General features: G+C 68.6%; 17 protein-coding genes. 4 read left to right on the top strand and 13 right to left on the bottom strand.

Annotation, left to right across the window (positions count from 1 at the left end):
• Nucleotides 1–19 precede the first annotated feature (19 nt).
• Nucleotides 20–280, top strand: coding sequence for a hypothetical protein (locus ACZ3YL_RS00865; RefSeq protein WP_465654498.1), 261 nt, complete (start codon nt 20–22; stop codon nt 278–280).
• 89 nt (nt 281–369) lie between these two features.
• On the opposite strand, the gene ACZ3YL_RS00860 is transcribed toward ACZ3YL_RS00865, so the two are convergent.
• The gene (locus ACZ3YL_RS00860; RefSeq protein WP_465654496.1) at nt 370–1650 is read right to left on the bottom strand and encodes a helix-turn-helix domain-containing protein; all 1281 of its coding nucleotides are present in this window, start codon (nt 1648–1650) and stop codon (nt 370–372) included.
• A gap of 203 nt (nt 1651–1853) precedes the next feature.
• On the opposite strand from ACZ3YL_RS00860, the gene ACZ3YL_RS00855 reads away from it, so the two are divergent.
• A complete protein-coding gene (locus ACZ3YL_RS00855) occupies nt 1854–2045 on the top strand; it encodes a hypothetical protein (RefSeq protein ID WP_465654494.1) in 192 nt (63 codons plus the stop codon).
• 500 nt (nt 2046–2545) lie between these two features.
• Entirely contained in the window at nt 2546–2845 is a 300-nt protein-coding gene (locus tag ACZ3YL_RS00850; RefSeq protein ID WP_465654492.1) for a hypothetical protein, read from the top strand.
• Nucleotides 2846–3110: 265 nt separating this feature from the next.
• Here the strand turns inward: ACZ3YL_RS00850 and ACZ3YL_RS00845 are convergent, their stop codons facing one another.
• The 11 genes from ACZ3YL_RS00845 to ACZ3YL_RS00795 form a co-directional block, all read right to left on the bottom strand.
• Complete coding sequence (locus tag ACZ3YL_RS00845) at nt 3111–3353, bottom strand: hypothetical protein (RefSeq protein WP_465654490.1); 243 nt, start codon at nt 3351–3353, stop codon at nt 3111–3113.
• 26 nt (nt 3354–3379) lie between these two features.
• Nucleotides 3380–3751, bottom strand: coding sequence for a hypothetical protein (locus ACZ3YL_RS00840; RefSeq protein WP_465654487.1), 372 nt, complete (start codon nt 3749–3751; stop codon nt 3380–3382).
• Nucleotides 3751–5334 carry a GH25 family lysozyme gene (locus ACZ3YL_RS00835; protein ID WP_465654485.1) on the bottom strand — a complete coding sequence of 528 codons (1584 nt, stop codon included), beginning with the start codon at nt 5332–5334 and terminating at the stop codon, nt 3751–3753. Before ACZ3YL_RS00835 ends, ACZ3YL_RS00840 begins: the two co-directional genes overlap by 1 nt.
• Nucleotides 5334–5747 carry a DUF1003 domain-containing protein gene (locus tag ACZ3YL_RS00830; protein WP_465654483.1) on the bottom strand — a complete coding sequence of 138 codons (414 nt, stop codon included), beginning with the start codon at nt 5745–5747 and terminating at the stop codon, nt 5334–5336. The genes ACZ3YL_RS00835 and ACZ3YL_RS00830 overlap by 1 nt, the downstream gene beginning before the upstream one ends.
• Nucleotides 5744–6286, bottom strand: a complete 543-nt coding sequence (locus ACZ3YL_RS00825) for a phospholipase D-like domain-containing protein (protein WP_465654481.1) — start codon at nt 6284–6286, stop codon at nt 5744–5746. The genes ACZ3YL_RS00830 and ACZ3YL_RS00825 overlap by 4 nt, the downstream gene beginning before the upstream one ends.
• 143 nt (nt 6287–6429) lie before the next feature.
• Nucleotides 6430–7686: a beta strand repeat-containing protein gene (locus ACZ3YL_RS00820; RefSeq protein WP_465654480.1), complete on the bottom strand. Its 1257-nt coding sequence runs from the start codon at nt 7684–7686 to the stop codon at nt 6430–6432.
• A gap of 13 nt (nt 7687–7699) precedes the next feature.
• Entirely contained in the window at nt 7700–8869 is a 1170-nt protein-coding gene (locus tag ACZ3YL_RS00815; protein WP_465654478.1) for a GDSL-type esterase/lipase family protein, read from the bottom strand.
• A gap of 11 nt (nt 8870–8880) precedes the next feature.
• Nucleotides 8881–9186, bottom strand: coding sequence for a hypothetical protein (locus tag ACZ3YL_RS00810; protein ID WP_465654476.1), 306 nt, complete (start codon nt 9184–9186; stop codon nt 8881–8883).
• 23 nt (nt 9187–9209) lie between these two features.
• Nucleotides 9210–10412 (bottom strand): nucleoside phosphorylase-I family protein, encoded by a 1203-nt coding sequence (locus tag ACZ3YL_RS00805; RefSeq protein WP_465654474.1) that lies wholly within the window; start codon nt 10410–10412, stop codon nt 9210–9212.
• Nucleotides 10409–11491: a hypothetical protein gene (locus ACZ3YL_RS00800; RefSeq protein ID WP_465654472.1), complete on the bottom strand. Its 1083-nt coding sequence runs from the start codon at nt 11489–11491 to the stop codon at nt 10409–10411. The genes ACZ3YL_RS00805 and ACZ3YL_RS00800 overlap by 4 nt, the downstream gene beginning before the upstream one ends.
• 9 nt (nt 11492–11500) lie before the next feature.
• Nucleotides 11501–12748, bottom strand: coding sequence for a phage tail family protein (locus ACZ3YL_RS00795; RefSeq protein WP_465654470.1), 1248 nt, complete (start codon nt 12746–12748; stop codon nt 11501–11503).
• A 304-nt stretch (nt 12749–13052) separates the two neighbouring features.
• On the opposite strand from ACZ3YL_RS00795, the gene ACZ3YL_RS00790 reads away from it, so the two are divergent.
• Nucleotides 13053–13478, top strand: coding sequence for a hypothetical protein (locus tag ACZ3YL_RS00790; RefSeq protein ID WP_465654468.1), 426 nt, complete (start codon nt 13053–13055; stop codon nt 13476–13478).
• A 36-nt stretch (nt 13479–13514) separates the two neighbouring features.
• Here the strand turns inward: ACZ3YL_RS00790 and ACZ3YL_RS00785 are convergent, their stop codons facing one another.
• Nucleotides 13515–17636, bottom strand: coding sequence for a hypothetical protein (locus ACZ3YL_RS00785; protein ID WP_465654466.1), 4122 nt, complete (start codon nt 17634–17636; stop codon nt 13515–13517).
• Nucleotide 17637: the final 1 nt, after the last annotated feature.

Raw genomic sequence — 17637 nt, 5'->3', positions numbered from 1 at the left:
AGGTGCCTACGATGGCGGCATGCCCAAGCCGCTGCCGCTCCCCGATGATCTGCTGCCCCTCCACGCTGCCGCGCTGGAGGCCGACCGGGCGATGAGCGCGGCCCGCGAGGCCGGCGGCGACGTGGACGCCGCCCGGGACACGTACGTGGCCGCGGCCCTGGCCCTGCGCGCCCACCCCATCTGGGAACAGGCACGCACCAGCGCCTGCTACGCGCAGACCTGGCAGGCCTCCATGGACGCGGCCAAGGCCCACCTCGACGGCGAGGAAGCTGCAGCCTGACCTCGGGCATCATGGCCCCATGGAGAACTGGGAAACCGTGACCCTGTACGGCGTCTGGCGGTGGACCGGCGACACCCCGTGATGTACTCCTAGACGACACCCGTACGTGCCGCGAGTTCCCGTACGCCGGGTACCGTGACCGGCGCGTACAGCAAGTCGGCGGTCAGGGCCCGCAGGGCCGGGCGTCGGACCTCCTCCGGCGCCGCCTGCTCGGTGAACCGCAGGGCCGCAAACGTCCTGCGATGGTCGCCGAGGTGGTGCCACATGCGGGCGCAATCGGTCCCGTACCGGGCCTGACGCTCCGCGGTCGGCAGCCGTCCCGGGACGATCCGCGCCGCGTATGGCACGCCCTCGTCCGGCGTGCCCAGCGCGGTGTGCACGCCGATCCAGTACAGGTCAGCCTGTGCAGCCGTGGCGTCGACCGTGAACAGCGCGGTTTGCAGACTAGGCCCAGCGCCGGCCACGCGGCCGACCGCGTCCTCGGCACCTGCCATGAGGTCGAGGGCGTCGCCGCGGCGCTGACCGCACGCGGCCGTGTAGGCAGCCGTCATCAGCAAGGTCGCCGCGACCGCACGGGAGGTGTCACCCGGGCCCTGGCCGAGCGATCCAGCAGTGCGGCGCAGGAGATCAACGGCGGCAGCCGGCCGTCCAGCGCGCCGCATGGTGATCGCCAACACCCGCGCCGCCTCACCCTGAACCACCGGATCGCCGCTCGCCTGAGCCGCAGCAAGGGCCCGGTCCGCCGCTGGCCAGGCGACATCAGAGTGCCCCTTCAAGGCGAGTTCCGTCGCCAGGACCCAGGCTCGGGCCACACACGCGTGAGCCTCCTCACGGGCGCTGCCCGACAGGTGCTCGCGGGTCGCCTGGGCCGTCCCCAGCAGGGTGGGCAGAGCCTCCCCGAGGTCCGCATACCGTGCCGCGGTGAACTGCGCGCGCGCTGCGGCCAGCGCCCGACCGAGCTCCGGCAGAGACGAGGGCGCCGACACCGCAGGCTCGTACAACGCCCCAACGATCCGGGCCGACGCGTCCGGCCGGGAGGCGACCGCTGCCCCCGCCGGGAGCACTGAAGCCCCCGCCGCCGCCATTCCGGCCACGAGTAGCTGCCTGCGGAGCATGGCGTCCTCCTGCTGATCCAGGGTCACATCCTGGATCAGGGTAGCCGGTCGGCCCTGCCCGAAGGCCCCAGGCGACAGGCCCAGGGCCTGCACGATCAGCCGTAAGGCCTGCTCAGTCGGGCGTAGCGTGCCCGCTTCAATCCGGCTGATCGCGGACGCCGAGTACCCGCTAGCCAGGCCCAGTTGGGCCTGAGTCATCCGCTGTGCACACCGGGCGGCCCTGATAGCCGTCCCGATCCGACGTTGCTGCGACACGGCGCCACCCTCCGACAGCACGGGGTGGCCACCGTACCGACCAGGTGGTCGACGCGGGCAGGGCGCGCACAGCGCATGCAGGGCACGCACACGGCGTGCGGGAGAACCGTCCACCTCTCCCCGCCAGGCGGCTGCGGGGGTTGTCTGGTTCATGCCCCGGCCGGGCGCATCCCCATCCCATCCTCAACCTAGAGGAGAGCGTCATGAGCGCGTCCCTGCTGCTCGACCGCCCGACCATCCAGACCACCCACCACACCACCCCGCAGCGCGGTAGCCTGCCGGACAGCGACCGGATCGCGTCCGCCGTGTCGTGCCCGGTCTGCGGGTCGGGGAGCACCTACCAGACCATGGACGGCCGATGGGGCTGCGTTGCTTGCGGTTCCAACTGGGGCTGAGACAGCCAGGAAGGCAGCCAGCATGTCGATCTGCGAGCAGTGCCGCACCGCTGAAGCAGCAATCGAGGACCTCGACGTCCAACCGCCACAGCCGTGGTGTCTCGCATGCGCAACTGCCCTCGTGCGTGCCGGAGATCCGGTGCTCAACTACCGGTCGCTCGTCGACGAGGACGCGTACGCCAGCGTGCTCGCCGGTGGCAGCACCGCGGCGATCCCGTTCCGCTAGGACACGACGAAGCGCCCCCGCTCTCCCTGAGGGGAGCGGGGGCGTTCTACTGCCCGCGAACGCGGGCGCGACGTCACGGTGAAACAGGGCCACGGGCCATCCCCGCGAACGCGGGGCCAACTGCTGCGGCTGTGACCTGGGCGGATCATCCCCGCGAACGCGGGGCCGATGCCCTGACTGTAGCGAAATCCAAAGACAGGCCGCACCCCCTTGCAACTTCGCCGTACGTACGTCAAAGTTATCCATGTCGCAGCCACCACCTACGGAGGACGCCATGACCACCGACATCTACAGCCACACCGGCGGCCGCACCATCGCCACCTACCCCCTCCTCGACGAGGTCCAGACCCTCACCGGCCTCGACCGCACCGAGGCCCACAGCCTCATCCACGCCACCCTCGACCAGCTCATCGCCGAGGACGGCGAGGAGAACGTCGTCGTCTCCCAGCACCCCGACCGGCCCGAACTCCTCGCCGACAACCCCCGCGACCTCAACGTCGACCACTGGACCACCATCACCGACGACGCCGCCGAGTTCATCCGCAGCGTCGCGGGCGAGCACACGGCCCAATGACCGCCGAACTCTGGACCATCGACCAGGTCGCCGAATTCCTCGGCGCCGCCTCGGCCAAATCCGCCAGCAGCACCCTCTCCCGCTGGGGAGTCGCAGCCGCGGACTACGTGCCACACCCCGTCAGCAAACGTCCCCAAGCCCGCTACCGGGCTGACGAAGTCCGCGAGGCAAAGGCCTCACGGCCGGGTAGGGGCAGGCGTACCGACCTTCACTAGACACAACGAAGCGCCCCCGCCCGGCAGTGGCCGGACGGGGGCGCGGTGGTTCAGGGATGCGCCACGGCGTACACCGCGGCCAGGGCGCCGACGACTCCGCCGATGGCGCCGATGGTGGGCAAGGGCCAACGGTTGCGCTTGAGGGACTCGACATCGGATCTCAGATGAGCGACGTCGACCTCGGTGATGGCGGTCTGCTCAACGGCGCGGAGTCTGCTCTCGTGATCGGCGATCCCGATCGTCGCGGCGTCAAGCTTGGTCTCCAACCTCGTCAGCACCACCAGCAAGTCCACGGTCGTAGGGGTCGGGGTAGGGGTGGTCACTCGCGGCTCGCGATCGCCGGACCGGCCGGTGCAGCAGCAGCAGAAACCGGAGCAGTGACCTGCGTGCGGGTCCACATGGCAACGCCCGCGGCAACGAGGGACATGACGACCGCCTGCTGATCGGCACTCCAGTGCAGGCCGAACCCGACGGCGAGCGCGATGACCGCCTGCACCGCTCCCAACAGCGCCGCGCTGACGCCGTCGTGGGCGATGACCGCGACCGCGAGACCGACCAGGGCCGCAGCCGTCGCGTTGATCGTGGACTGCTGGTCGGTGGTGACGTGCAGGCCGAACGCCGCGAGGGTCTTGATGATGACGGAGACCAGAGCGAGCCACAGCGCCGGCTCCCGGCCGAAGATTCGCGGCATCACGATGCGGCCTTTCCGGTCGAGGAGACGGAGCCGGCCACGTCGACCTGGACGTGCACCGTCGCCGCAGCGATTGCCTGCTGCACGGCCGCGACGACAGCCGCCGTGTCGACGCCAGCGTGCTGCTGGCCAAGCTGGGTGGCCAGTGCGGTGATCGCCGCGGACTGGGCGGTCACCTGCGCCGTCAGTGCCGTGATTTGTGCGCCCGCAGTCTTGCTGCCGTTGAGCACCTCACCTACGGTCGGCCGGTACCCGTCCGCCAGTACCGCGTAGTCCGGCATCGGGGCGGACAGCAGCAGCTGCGGCAGGTCCGCTCGGAGCTGCGCGAGCTGCGCGTCGGCGGTCTTGGCGCCGTTCAGCACCTCGCCCACGGTCGGCACGTACGGCTTGCCGGTGCTGTCGGGCACCGCGGCGTAGTCCGGCATGCGCGCGGACAGCAGTTCGTCGGGGGTCACATCGTCCTCCTGGGGTCTGGGGGCTCCCGCCTGGACCCAGGCGTAGAGCGGGTCGCCGGGGCAGTCAGTGGAGTAGCCGTCGCGGTGGCCGCGGATCTCCGGGCCGGCGGCGGCGTTGTGCTGGTAGTCCTCGATGGCGTCCCGCAGGCCGTTGAGCTGGGCGGCGGTCGGCGTGGTGGAGCCGGACGAGCCGAGCAGCGCGCAGATCGCGTAGTGCTGGGCGTTGAGGTTCTGGTCGCCGTTCGCGCCGGACCTGACGTTGTGGCCGCGGCCCTCGAACCGGTAGCCGTGCTCGCACACCAACTCGTTGTAGGCGATGTCGACCCAGTGTTCCTTCGGGTCGGCCATGTGGGAGGCCTGGATTCGCCGGATGTAGGCCGCGCACGTGGAGTGGTCGCCGAAGGTGTAGGCGCTGCCCAGATAGTGGATCTTCACGCCTGCGGCGTTCGTCATGGGCGTATACGCGCCCGACGGAGCCACCGAACCCCACTGATCCCGCGTCACCCGGCCCGGGGAGACCCACGGCCCCGCCTGGCTCGGCACGGATACGGAAGTGGGCGCCGAAGTCGTCGCGCCTACCCAAGCCTGAAGATCGGCCGCGCTCCCGTTGAAGACGTCTTCGTCCAACGGCGACTGCGTGAACTGGTGAAAACTCCAGGGGTGCTGAACCGAAGGCTGCCCGGCGGGGTGCCCGTAATCGGCGATCCACAGGAAGTCCCCGCAGTTGCCATCCGTGCGGTGCCACCAGTCCAGGTCGACGTACATGCCGACCTTGTTGTTCGGGTAACGCGACTTGACGGCCGCCAACCACGCGTTCTTCGCCGCAGTGCAGGCCGCGTCACTCACACCCTGCCCGTACGGCTCGAAGTCCAGCGCCAGCAGATCCGAAGCAGGCACCTGGCCGACGACCCGACAGAAGTGCTCGACCTCTTGGTCGACCGGGTTCTCGCAGTGGATGAAGTGGTAGTGGCCGAGTGGTAGGCCTCGGGCGCGCGCCGCGGCGACCTTCGCCGTGTACCCGGCCTGCTCGGTGTGACCGCCTTCCGTCGCCTTCACGAAGACGTACTGGGCGTCGGCGGGGATGTTGTCCTGGTAGTCGCTGACGTCATAGCCGATTGCGTTCGCCATCAGCTGTCCTCCCGTTCACTCCCTGGTTCGCTCACCCCGAGGTGCGCGGCGATGGCCCTGTTCCAGGCCAGTGCTTCCTCGTTGACGTCGTAGTCGTGCTCCGCCCGCAGCCGGTCGTGCTCGGCTTGCCGGTTCTGGCTGAGCAGCAGTATCGGGCCGGTGAAGCCAGCCTGGAAGCTGTAGACGAGATTGAGCAGGACGAACGGGTACTCATCCCACCGGGACCACCCGTGAACCGTGTTCGCCGCGATCCACGCCGCCGTGAACACTGCCTGGCCGATGATGAACCGCCAGCTGCCCATGCCGGAGGCGAGGCTGTCGGCTATGCGGTCGCCGACGGTTCGGTCATCGTGCCGGGCCTTATTCGCAGGGTGCCGATGCAGCTGATCGTCCGCAGCCGGGCCTCCGTTCACGAGGCAGCTCCCTGGGCGGCGCGGAGCATGTGGTGGTGGATCGCGTCGATGCGGGCGCGGGCCTCAGCGGCCACCAGCGAATCACGGATGACCGTGAGCTGATTGTCCTGCAGTGCCTCACCGGAATGGGACCAGTTGGTGGAGCCGGTGACCACGTCGAGGCCATCGACGATCAGGAGCTTCATGTGCTGAATAGCACCCCTCTCGGAGCGTCCGATCGCGATGCTGGACGCCGGATATGCCTCCCGCGCCAGGATCTCCCGCTCGTGCACGCCGCCGGCTTGCGACGAGTCGAGGCTGAGCTGCACGAAGACATGCTCGTCGGCGATCTTCTCTTTGAGGAGCTCGGCGATTTCGTCGTCGTCGAAACCGTACTGAGCGACGATCAGACTCTGGGTGGCTGACTTGATGAGGTCGATCAGGACGGCGTGGACGTCGTCGACCGGTGAGTACCAGGTACGGACGTTCGTTGGGTAGCCGGGCGGAAATCCGCCGCAGGCCTTGTGCTTGTCGAGCACGTCGAGGTCGGGCAGGGCCATGGATGGTCTCCGGGCATGAAGAAGCCCCCGCAGGCACCGCGGGGGCGGAGGTCGGGGTACGTCGCTGGCGGGCAGGCGGATACGCCATTGGGATCCGCTGCAGCTCGCGGTTCAGGTGATTGCGGGGGGCCTGCGCTGGGCCGTCAGCCCGCGGCCGCCCACATGGTGATCATGCCGCTGAGGGTGTTGCTGCCGGGGGTGATGGTTGCGGGCATGCTCGTCAGGCCGGTGCCGTTCACGGCGAAGCGGTAGGCCGATGCGGCGAGGTTCGCATTCGGTGTCGCCAGGAACGTCCCTGTGCGCCCGAGAGTGGTGGGGGTGGTGGCGTTGTTGACGAACGCGATCCAGTACATGCCCGCCGGGGCGGAGTACGAGGCGCTGAACGTCGCAGCGAGAAGTCCTGGAGAGGTGATGCTGGCGTCGATGGAGCCAGCCGCCGTGGATGCGCGCAGGGTGCCGCCGGAGTCGTAGAGGCCGACGAAGTTCTGATTGGCGGTGACTCCGGACGCCGCCGTGGCGATGCTGAGGTACGCCTTGGTGAGCGTAGTGGCGGACCTGATCGGCACCCGGGCGAGATAGAGGGTTCCGCTGGTGGTCAGACTGGTGTTGACCGCGCCGGTCGGGTCGTAGGTCCAGGCCGCGAAGCCATGATCGGCCGGGAAGTAGACCCCTGCCGGGAAGGCGACTCCGGCGGCGGTTGCGGATCCCGTGACGGTCAGATTTCCGCTGGCTGTCACGTTCCCGGTGAGCGTGGAGGTACCTGTGACCGTCAGGTTGGTGCCGACGTTGACGGTTCCGTTGGCCGTCACCGCGCCGGTGAGGGTGGATGTTCCCGTGACGGACAGGTTCGTGCCGACGCCGAGGGTGCCGCTGGTGGTCACTGCGCCGGTGAGGGCCGAGGTGCCTGCGACGGACAGGTTGGCCCCGGCGGCCACGTTCCCGGTGAGGGTGGAGGTTCCAGCGGCCGACAGGTTGGTTCCGACGGCCAGGGAGCCGTCGGTGGTTAGGGCGCCGGCGGAGGAGCGGTAGAGGTCGGTGTCGGTAGCGGTGGAGCCGCCCGGTCCCCAGCCGAGTTTTCCGTTGGAGTCCACGGTGAGTCGGGGCTGCGTGTCTCCTGCCACCTGCACGGCCAGGGTCTTGTCGGCTGCGGCGTTCGAGGTGATGCCGATGTTCGCGGCCGTCGGCGCAGAAGTCGTGTTGGTGACCTGAAGCACGCCGCCGCTGGGGGCCGCCGCGCTGAGGGATTCGGTGAGACCCGTGATGGCGCCGTCGACGCTGAGGCTGGCGGAGTGGGGGGTGGAGGTGTTGGTGACGGTGAGAGTGCCGCCCTGGGCGGTGACGGTGCCGGTGTACACGGCGCTACCGGTGGTCGTGTAGACCGGGGCGGGGATGGAGGTCATCGCGTTCTCCCTGTCAGGTCGTCAGGAACGGCAGCAGGGTGTTCGCAATGAACTGGTGGCCCGCGTCGGAAGGGTGGACGGTGTCGGACCCGGCTGCGCCCGGGGTGGATGCCGAGGCCCAGTAGCCGAGCGAGTTCCAGTAGTTCCAGCTGTTGTTGCCGATGGTCCAGAAGTCGACGAGGGCCGCTCCGAACGCTTCCGCCAGTCCTCGGGCGGGGCCGGCGTAGTCCTGGTACATGTAGTTCGTGGTGTCGAAGCTGCCGACGTTGGGGAGCACGATCATCAGTTCGGCGCTGGAGTTGGCGTCTCGGACGTTCTGCATGAGCAGCCGCATGTTCCGGGCCCAGGTGTCGCCGGTGTCGCCGTGGACGGCGTCGTTGGGTCCGTGGGTGAGGATCACCAGGTCGGCGGGGTAGGCGGCGCCGGCGTTGAACGGGGTGGCCAGGGTCTGGTCGGCGAGGGCGTAGTCGCCGGCCCTGCTGCCGTAGCGGGAGAAGTCGTTGACGATCACCCCGGTGGTGTTTTCGCCGGCGATGCCTACCACCGACAGGAAGTTCGTGCCGGTTCCGGCGTAGGTGATGACGACCTGGTGGGCTCCAACAGACAGACCGCTGATGACCGTTGTCCGGATGGTGGCCTGGGCGGATCCGGAGTCGGTCACGGTGACCGCCGCACCGCCGTCGATCGAGTATGTCCAGTTGGCGTGATTGCCTCCGCCGTCCACAGTGAAGATCTTGACGATGGTGCCCCTCACCGAGAGAGTCCACGTGGCTCCCGGCGCCTGCGTGTACACGTAGTAGCCGCCGGGGCCGTAGGCGTTGCCTCCAGCACTCCAGGTGCCGCCGAGGGTGGCCAGGTTGCCGACGGAGTTGTAGACGCTGGTGGCTGCCGCGGGGACGCCGTTCGCGCTCTGGAACAGGGCTGTCATGGAGGAGGACCGGAACCCGGAGCCGCCGACTCCGTAGGTGGTCTGCAGTGAACTGCGCAGCGTCCCCAGCCAGCTCTTGAAGCGCAGGTCTGACGCGTAGTAGCCCTGCGTGGAGGAGCCGCCTATGGCGGCGGCAACGGCGGTTCCCGTGCCGGCCTGTGCGACTGTCAGCTTGGCCTTCCAGATTGAGCCCCATCCCGGTGGGATGTAGATCCCCTTGCCGGTGTTGGCGATGCCGTACACGTTGGCGGTCATGTGTCCCCCCATCAGGCGAGTTTGCCCAGAATGACGTAGGTCTGCTGCACCCCGACGGGCAGCATCAGCACCCTGTCGCCGGCCGCCGGGGAGTACGAGGCGAGGTGCTGGTACGGGCCGGTGAGGGTGGTCGATCCGTTGATGTATGCCTTCGGGTCTCCGCTGCTGTAGCCGGAGTCGATGACCCCGGGCAGTGCCGCGAGGGGAAACCCCGAGTCGATGCCGGCCGTGTGTACTTCGAGGCGGGAGAGTCGGCGCAGGATGTCCTGGAGCGTCGCCGCGAACCGCCCCTCCAGTGGGCTGGGGTATCGGGGCACGGGTGGTCACCCCTTCTCGGGTGCTATCCGACGGTGACGCCGGAGGTCTGGAGCTGGATGCTCTCGGACTGCTTCGGGCCGGGTGGCCGGCACGACCAGCCGACGACGCGTACCTGCTGGATGAGACCTGGAGAGCCGTCGGGTTTGGGCGGGTGCAGGTCCGAGGTTGCGACCAGAGTGGTGCTGTCGCCGAGGACGATGTCCCTGAGCCGCGGGTAGCCGGCGCCGCCGACGGTCACGATCGGGGCGGTCATGGCCTGGGTCTTCAGCTGTACCTCGCCATCGGCGAAGCCGTCGATCTGGGCCTGCGATACAACCCACGACCCTTGCCACGAGACGGTGGACTCCATCAGCGGGTATCCGGCGGCCAGGTCTCTGGCGTCCGCGCCATGCGGGTACACGGACTGCCACTGCAGGGCGGCGCCGTTCGGCGGCGCGGTCGCCCAGACCACGTTCGAGGACTGTGATCCGGTGCGCTGGTAACCGTAGTCCAGCGCGTTGCCCGGATAGATGAGGTTGTATCCGGAGGCCGATGCTGGTCGGCCCATCCGCAGGTACGCGAGTCGAAGGAAGATGGCCAGGTTGCCAGAGGAGTCCAACCCTGGGACGAACGCGTACTCCAAGTTCCCCGACGCGCACATGTCCTGCCAGGCGCTGCTGATTTGCGTGAGGTCGGAGTACTGGTAGGAGGCGGTCCACGGCACCCCGGCCGAGGCCGCAGCGCCCATGGGCATAACCAGACGGGACATGCCTCCGTTCGCGGCGACGGCGGCCAGGTAGGCAGGGGAGCGGGTGGCGGCCGGCGAAACGGAGGAGATGAAATCGGACTCCTTGGACAGGCCGTAGGAGACGAGATCGATGAAGGCCTGGAACAGGTCCACCTGGGCGTAGACAAGGGTGTCGGTGATCAGGCGGTGGGACCACAGGGTGTCGACCGTCTGGGCGGAAATCGGGAGAGTGCCGCGACGTCCCTGGTCGGGCCAGTCCCATACGATGCCCACCCACACCGGGTAGCCGTCCTGCAGTACCCACAGGACGGCGCGGCGGCATTCGAGTGCGGTGACGAACGGGGCGTTGGTCGAGTACAGCTCGTTGAGAGTGAGGGCCCCGTTGAGGGTTCCCGAGCCGTTGAGCTGCATCCCGAACGACTGCACCGTCATGGGCAAGCTGTCAGCGAGGACCCTGCCGGAGATCAGGTCGGTTGCGACGTAGGTGTAGCTGCTCACAGCGCCTCTGGGCCGACGCGCAGGAGCGTCTTGTTGCCGGAGCTGGAGTAGATCGTTGTCGCGTAGCCGCCGCTGTTTGACGCGGTGACCTTCACCGTATGGGTGCCCGCAGACGGGGTGTCACCCACTCCGGGGCTGGTGAAATACGACCAGGAGCCGCCGCTCCAGGTGGTGCCGTCCGCAGGCAGTGGGGGCGTCCAGAACCCGTCGACCGCTACCGAGTCGATGTACATGACGTAGGCCACTTCGAAGGACAGTGACGCCGATCCCCGATTGCACTGCACGCCAGCCCACTTGAAATAGATCTCTACGTCAGTGAAGCCGTCGGTGGTGACCGTGGTCGACAGGACCGTCTGCTCGGAGCCGTTCCAGCTGAACCCAGTTGTTCGCGTCTGGATCATTGGGGTCCACGGCAGAACGTGCAGTCGGGTGTCGCTGCTCCCGGGGGCGTTGTTGTGGTACCAGGCTCCGGTACCGGGGTCGAAGGCGACCTGTCCCCGGTAGCCGGACACAGTGCCCTTCGGGGCGACGAGGACGCCGCCGGTGGTCGTCGTGTAGGTCCGGGTGTCGGCGATCATGGCGTTCGTGATGGACGTCGCCGCCGCCGGAACTGTCAGCCTGGCCAGCGTGATCGAGTTAGCCGGGGCGGCGGGCGTCGCCGGCGAGGGGGCCGCCACGCCGGTGATGATCTGCACTGCGCCGAACGATGCCGACGTGCCAATGTCGGACACGAACGCCACCACGATGTCAATGCGGGCGTTGGACGGGTCTGCGGTCTGTACGGTCAGCGTCGCCTGCGAGGGCAGGGTGCTGGCATAGCCGCCTGCCGTCGGAGTCGTGGTGTTGGGCACCACGTAGGAGCCGGGCTGGACCAGGACGGCCATGCCGGTGCCCGCAGTGACACCGAGGCCGGAGCCGCCGACGACACCGCCCAGCACCCTGATGGTGGTGCCGGATGCGATGCCCTGGTCGTAGAAGTAGGCCGTGACCCCGGAGTTACGCAGGTCATTGCCGCCGTTGGCGTCATACGTCGCCCCGGCGAGCCACATCGGCAAGGAGGTAGTCACCTGCGTCGCCATGGGATCTCCTTACACATAGCTGTCACGCCAGTAGTAGGTGACGGTGGCCCCTGGCCCGGCCGTGCCGCCGAACGCGATCTGACTGGTGCCGGGACCGAGCTGCCACCACGAAGATCCGACGTCGGCGGGCCAGAACGTGCCCCCGGTGGAGGGAACGCCGGGCGAGGTGGAGGTCGTGGTGGGGTTGACGTATGCCTGCCGGTTGAGGAAATCGGCGACAAGCACGTCACCGGTATTGAGGGTCAGGCTGGACCAGGACACGGTCTGGTTGGTGGCCAGGTTGGTGAGGGTGGGACCGGTGATCGGGCCAGCCACGACCGCGACCGGGGGCGACTGGAAGGACCCGCCGTTCAGGGCCACCGCGGCACCCGGCGCGGCAGCCGGCGCCAGACCGAACGGCACTGTGAAGGGTTCCACCATGGTGCCGCCGCCTGCGGCGGGCGTCAGGCCGATCGTCAGGGACCTCTGTGCCATGGCGTACCGCCGGGGGTCCGGGGCGACCAGTCCGATCGTGAAGGTCACGTCAGCCAGGGTCGGGTACGCTTCCGTGATCTTTCCCGAGCGGCGGATCCATGCGAACTTCGGGACCGGCTCGTCATAGCGCAGCATCGCCAGGTCACTGACGGGCACCGCCTGTTGAAGCAGGGCGCGTGCCTGGTCCCGCAGGGCCTGCGTCGGGGCCGAGGCTGTGACGGTCAGGGTCATGGTGCGGGCCGCGAAGAACTGTGGAGAGGCCCACGCGCCGTGGTCGCCGGCTCTGGCGATGACACCGGCGCCTTGGACGTCGGGGCCGTCCCAGCCCTCCAGCTTCTGCCAGATCCAGGCGATGCCGTTGACGTCTACCTGCCCGAACTCGATGTCCAGACCGCCGTAGACCAGGCCGCCGGTCCAGAACCCCACGTCGCCGGCCTGCACCGGCGGCTGGAGGCCGCCCATGACGGTGAAGTCCTCGACGCCGAGCCAGGTCGAGACACCGTAGCCGCAGGTCCAGTTGGCCACGTACACGCCCTGAGCTGCGGTAGCGGGTACGTTCCAGACACAGGAGTACTGGCCTGGGCCCGTCCGCCAGACCTGGCCGGACGTCACCGTGGAGGCGCCTTGGTAGGTGTACGGCCCGGCGGTGTCCGGCACGAAGCCGACCTGCTGTCCGTAGGTGATGTCGAGTTGGACCGACGTCGGGTCTGCGAGTTTGCCTGTGGTCTCGTCGTAGAAGTTCAGGCTCAGCGTGTACGGCTGCCCTGCGATGGCCTGCGCCACCCTTCATCACCTCCGGCGGTATCGGTCACGGTCCGGCAAAGCTCACGACGGGGTGATCGAGGCGTTGCCACACTGGCCGCACCAAACCGCCACAACCCCTGGGAGGGGTTTCGTGCGTCGCGCTTTCCCGGCATTGGCCGTCGTCCTGTTGACCGCCGCGTGCGCCAGCACCACCACCGCGCACCCGGCAGCCTCACCGCCGGCCGAGGCATCAAGTCCGACCCCGTCGGCGACCACGACTCCGCCAACGATCACGACTTCAACGCCGAGCTCGACGCTGGCTTTGGCGCCGAGCCCCACTGCGGTGGCAACCGGACAGCTGGAAGTGGCGATACCCGCCGCCCGACTGCCCTACAAGCCGGCCCAGGGGGCGCCCGAACTCGACGACGTCAAGGCCGTGAAGACCGCCGCCGACCCGTGCGGGATCCCAGCCGACGACTCCGGCAACGAGGCCCAACTCCTCAACGCCCAGCTCGACGTGAACATGGTCATCGTGACCTTCGAGTTCACCAACCCCTGCCAGGCGCCGGTCATCTACTCCTTCCATGTCACCCAGGCAATCGGCAGCGAGACCGGGCAGCCCGGAGGCCCGGGGGTCGATGCGACGACAGCACCCATCCAGCCAGGGAAGTCGATCTCGTTCAACGTCAACGTCAATCCCAGCGCGAAGCTGACCACGGCCCAGATGCAGCAGCTGTGGGTGGGCGTCACCCGGATCGCCAAGACGTGACGGCAACCCGGGAGCGAGCCCACCCCGACCTCGGCGTCAGGCGCCGCTGAGCGCGAGCGCGAGACGACGCTGCATCTCCGCCTGCTGCTCCACCGTCGGCAGCTGAGTGCCGTGGTAGTGCTGCTCGACCGTGACCTGCCGGCCGGTGGAAGCTCCTCCGGGTCCCTGGGCGGCGAGGTGCCTCGCCAGCGTGATGAACGCCTGCGACTGCTCCGGCGTGAGTACCGCCTCGGGCTTGCCCAAGCCGTTGACCGGCATGGTGCCCGGCATCAGCCACCCGCCGCTGTCATACCCCTTGGGGGGCAGACTGGGGTTGGCCTGTTGGACCCGGCTGATGTTGCCGTAGGTGCCCACGATGTAGCGGGTCGCCGCGGCGACGTTGGCGACCGGGTCGTAGATGTCGGTGCTGGTGCCTGGTACGTGGTGCGCCAGGAACGTGGACATGATCGTCTGTGCGAGGCCGCGGGACGGGTCCCCGTTCTGCGCGTTGATGTCGGTGTTGTTGATGGCTCGGGGGTTCCAGCCGGACTCGCGCTCGATCAGAGTGTTGAGTCCGGCTCGCCACTCGTCTTGTGTCCCCGGTGGGGGTACACCGGCGGCTTGCAGCGCCGCGTCGATGATGGACAGGTGGTCTCCGGTGGGGATGGGACCCCCGCCACCGCCGCCACTGCTGCTGGATGCCGGATGAGAACCGAGGATGGCCTGCACCATGCTGTGGATCAGCGAAGTCGGCACGCCGAGCATGAGCTTGGCGTAGTTGCCGGTGGCGCCCTGGGTGCCGACGAGCTTGGTCAGGGCGTTGGTCAGGGCGTCGCCGTTGCCCGTGGCGATGGCGGCTGTGATCTTCCCGATATCGACGGCTTTGTCGATCAGGCCGCCGACGAAGCCCTTGATGCTGCCGACGATGCCGCCGCCGGAGAACTGGTTGCCGGTCGACTGCCGGCCGCCGCCGTATGTCGCGTTCAGGGCGCGAACCGCATCAGGGCCGATCGCTTGCACTGCTTCGGGGACCAGCACGCCCTCGCCGGGCGAGAGCATCGCCGGCACGGTGTCCTGGCCGGGGGCGTAGCCGGGGACGATGCCGCCGGAGGCGAATCCGGTGATGATCGGTAGGTCCAGGCTGTGCATATCCAGGGCGCTGGTGACGGAGTTCCAGAGCTTGGCGATGCCGCCGTCGTAGACCGTGTTGACCATGAAGGCCACGGGGGCTTTGAAGACGTCCTGAAGAGTGCTCCAGGATTTTTTGAAGCCGCTGATAAAGGCGTCGGCGCCCTGTCCGATGCCGTTCCACATCGGCTCGAAGACGTTGTGCCACAGCCACGACGCCTTAGCCTCAACCCAGTCGACCGCCTCGCGCCAGTGCGACGCGAAGTTCAAGATCGCCGCTGCCGCCGAGACGATCGCGCTGATCACGGGGCCGATCAACTTCCCCGCGAACTCCACGAAGACCCCGCCCAGCCGGAGCACCAGGCTGACCAGCGGCAGCAGGGAGTCGATCAGCTTGACGCCGACCGGGATCAACGGGAGGAGCGCCTGAAGGGTCTGGACCAATCCGACCTGCAGATCCTTCGCGAGGAACTGCGCGAGCTGCAGAACGACCGGCATCAAGGCCTGGAACAGCGGCGTCAGATCCTGGCCGATCTGCCCGATGATCTGCCCGATCACCGGCAGCAGAGGCGAGAACGCCTGGACCACGCCGGTGATCGCCTGTGCCACGGGCAGGAGCAGTGGACCCAGAGCCTGGAAGATCGGCTGCAGTCCCTGACCGAGCGCGCCAGCCAGTGTCGTCACGGCGGGCAGCAAGGCCGCCAGCGCAGGCGCCAGCGCCTGCGCTGCCTGCCCGACCACGCCGCCCAACAGCGAACCGATCGGCGCCAGCGCCTGACCCAGAGTGGACAGCCCGGAGGACAGCGGGCCCACAAACGGACCAAGCGCCTTGACCACGGCAGTCAGGCCGTTGGCGATCCCGGCGACCGCGCCACCCAGCCCGTCAGCGGCGCCCTTCTGCGCCCCGAGCTGTGCGAGTGCCCCGACAAGGTTCTGAATCGCGGGAGCGACGGTCTGGGCGAGCTTCAGACCGTTGTCGATCAGGCCTTTGAGCACGTCCTGCCCCGCCTGGGACTGCAGCGCCGAGCCGATCGAGGCGAAGACCTTGCCGATCTCCGCGCCCATGGCGGACACGCCCGCCGTCAGAGCCGGCATCGACTGGGACAGGCCCGTGACGAACTGCTGCAGGCCAGGAACGACGGCGTTCTGCGCCGCCTCCTTCATGCGCGTGAAAGCGCCGTTCATCCCCAGGATCTGCTCGACCACGGCCCGCATCGCCGGAGTCATCCGCGACAGATCCTTGGCCAGCTGGTTCGCGGCTTCGTTCTCGGTCGCCTTCATTGCGGCCCACTGGAGCTGCTGTTCCTCAATGACGTTGCTGACGTTACGCTCCGCCAGGGCGACGCTGCGGGCATCCATCTGCCGCTGGTAGGCGGCCTCCTGCTCGGTCGCCGCAAGCTGCATCTGCGCTTCCTTGACCTGGGAAGCGTTATTGAGCTGCGTGTTCGTCAAGCTCTGCTGAGCGATGGCGTACTGGGCCTGCGCGTCGGTCTGCCCGTACTGGGCGGCGACGACGGCCTGCTTCGCCTTGATGATCTCCTGGGAGCCGTCGATGCCCTCCGCGTTGGCCAGGTTCGCCTTGTACTGGGAGGCGGTCAGCTGGTCCTGCGCGTCCACGAGCCGCTGCTGGGCCTGGGCGACAGCCAGCGCGGCCTGCTGCCGGTCCAGCTGCGTCGAGTACGCATTCTGATCGGTCAGCTTCTGCTGATAGAGAGCCTGCTGGATACCGAGCTGGGCCTCCTGCACGCTCAGCTTGCTGTCGGCGAGCTGGTCGTCCAGCTCCCGCAGGTTCTCCCGCGCCCGCTCCCACGCCTGATTGAGGTTGTACTGCGCCTCGGACAGGGCGTAGTTGGCCTGCTGGACGCCCTGCTCGGCCTGCACCACCGACTGCAACGCCTGCACCTGCTGCGCCGCGGTGGAGCGCTCGATCGACGCCAGGTTCATCTGCGCCGACTCGATCGACCGTGCTGAGGTGATCGCATCCTGGGCCTGCTGCATGCGCGCGGTGGTGACCTGCTCCTGCGCCCCCTGCCGCTGCACCGAGTTCGAGAACTGGATCGCCGCGGTCTGCTGCGGCAACATGCCGATGTTCAAGGCGGCCTGGTGGGCGTCCCCCAACGCCTTGGCGACAGGACCGAGCGAGAGCGCGCCAGCGCCAGCGAGCAGACCGCCGCCCATTGCGGCGCCGCCGATGCTGGGCAGGAGGCTGGTGATGCCCCCGACGATCAGCGCCGGCATCTTGTACTTGGACAGGCCGCCGAGGCCGCCCTCGCCGCCCGATCCGCCGCCGACGCGGGGCTTGGCGGATTCCCCGTTCAGCTTCTTGAGCCGGGCCTCGGCCCGGTCGACCTTCGCGTTGAACTCGCCGTCGTCCAGGTTGACCCTGGCCTTGGCCTCCTTGGAGTCGAGCTCGGCCAGCTTCGCCAGCAGGCGGTCCAAGTCCGCCATGGCGCGCGTCAGACCCGCGCCCGCCTGGACCCGGATCTGCGCGTCCCGGGTCTGCAGCTCGTCGAGACGCGCCCGGAGGATCTCCAGCCGGCTCTGCGCCTTCGCAATGTCGGCGGTGACCTTCGGGGTCGCCTCCTTGGTGCCCAGCTCCTCCAGCTTCGCTGTCACCGCGTCGATCTGGGCCTGAGCGGACGCCATCTGCGGGGTGACCGAAGGCCTGGCGATGACCGAGTTCAGCCGGTCGATCTTCGCCTCGATCGCTTCGACCTTGGCCTGCGCGTCGGAGATGTCGGCACGCACCCGCGGCGACGGGTCGGTGGAAGACAGCTCCTCCAGACGCTCCCGGATCTCACCGATCTTCGCGCTGGCCTCGCCGTCCTCCAGCCGCACACTCGGACGGGCGGTGCGGGCGCCGAGCTCGTCGACCGTGGCCCGCGCCCTCTCGGCGCCGGCGTCAAGCTCACCGGTGTCGAGCTGAACCCGGACCCGAGCGTGGGCCCCGGCGGTGGCCTCCTCCAGCTTGGCTTGCAGCTCCTCGCGGAACCCTTCGGTGTCCGGGGACACCGTCACGAAGGCGCTGGCAATGCGGAAGCCTTCGGGCACG

The organism is Kitasatospora sp. NPDC023176 (assembly GCF_055560495.1).
This window is presented reverse-complemented; position numbering and strand designations above follow the sequence as displayed.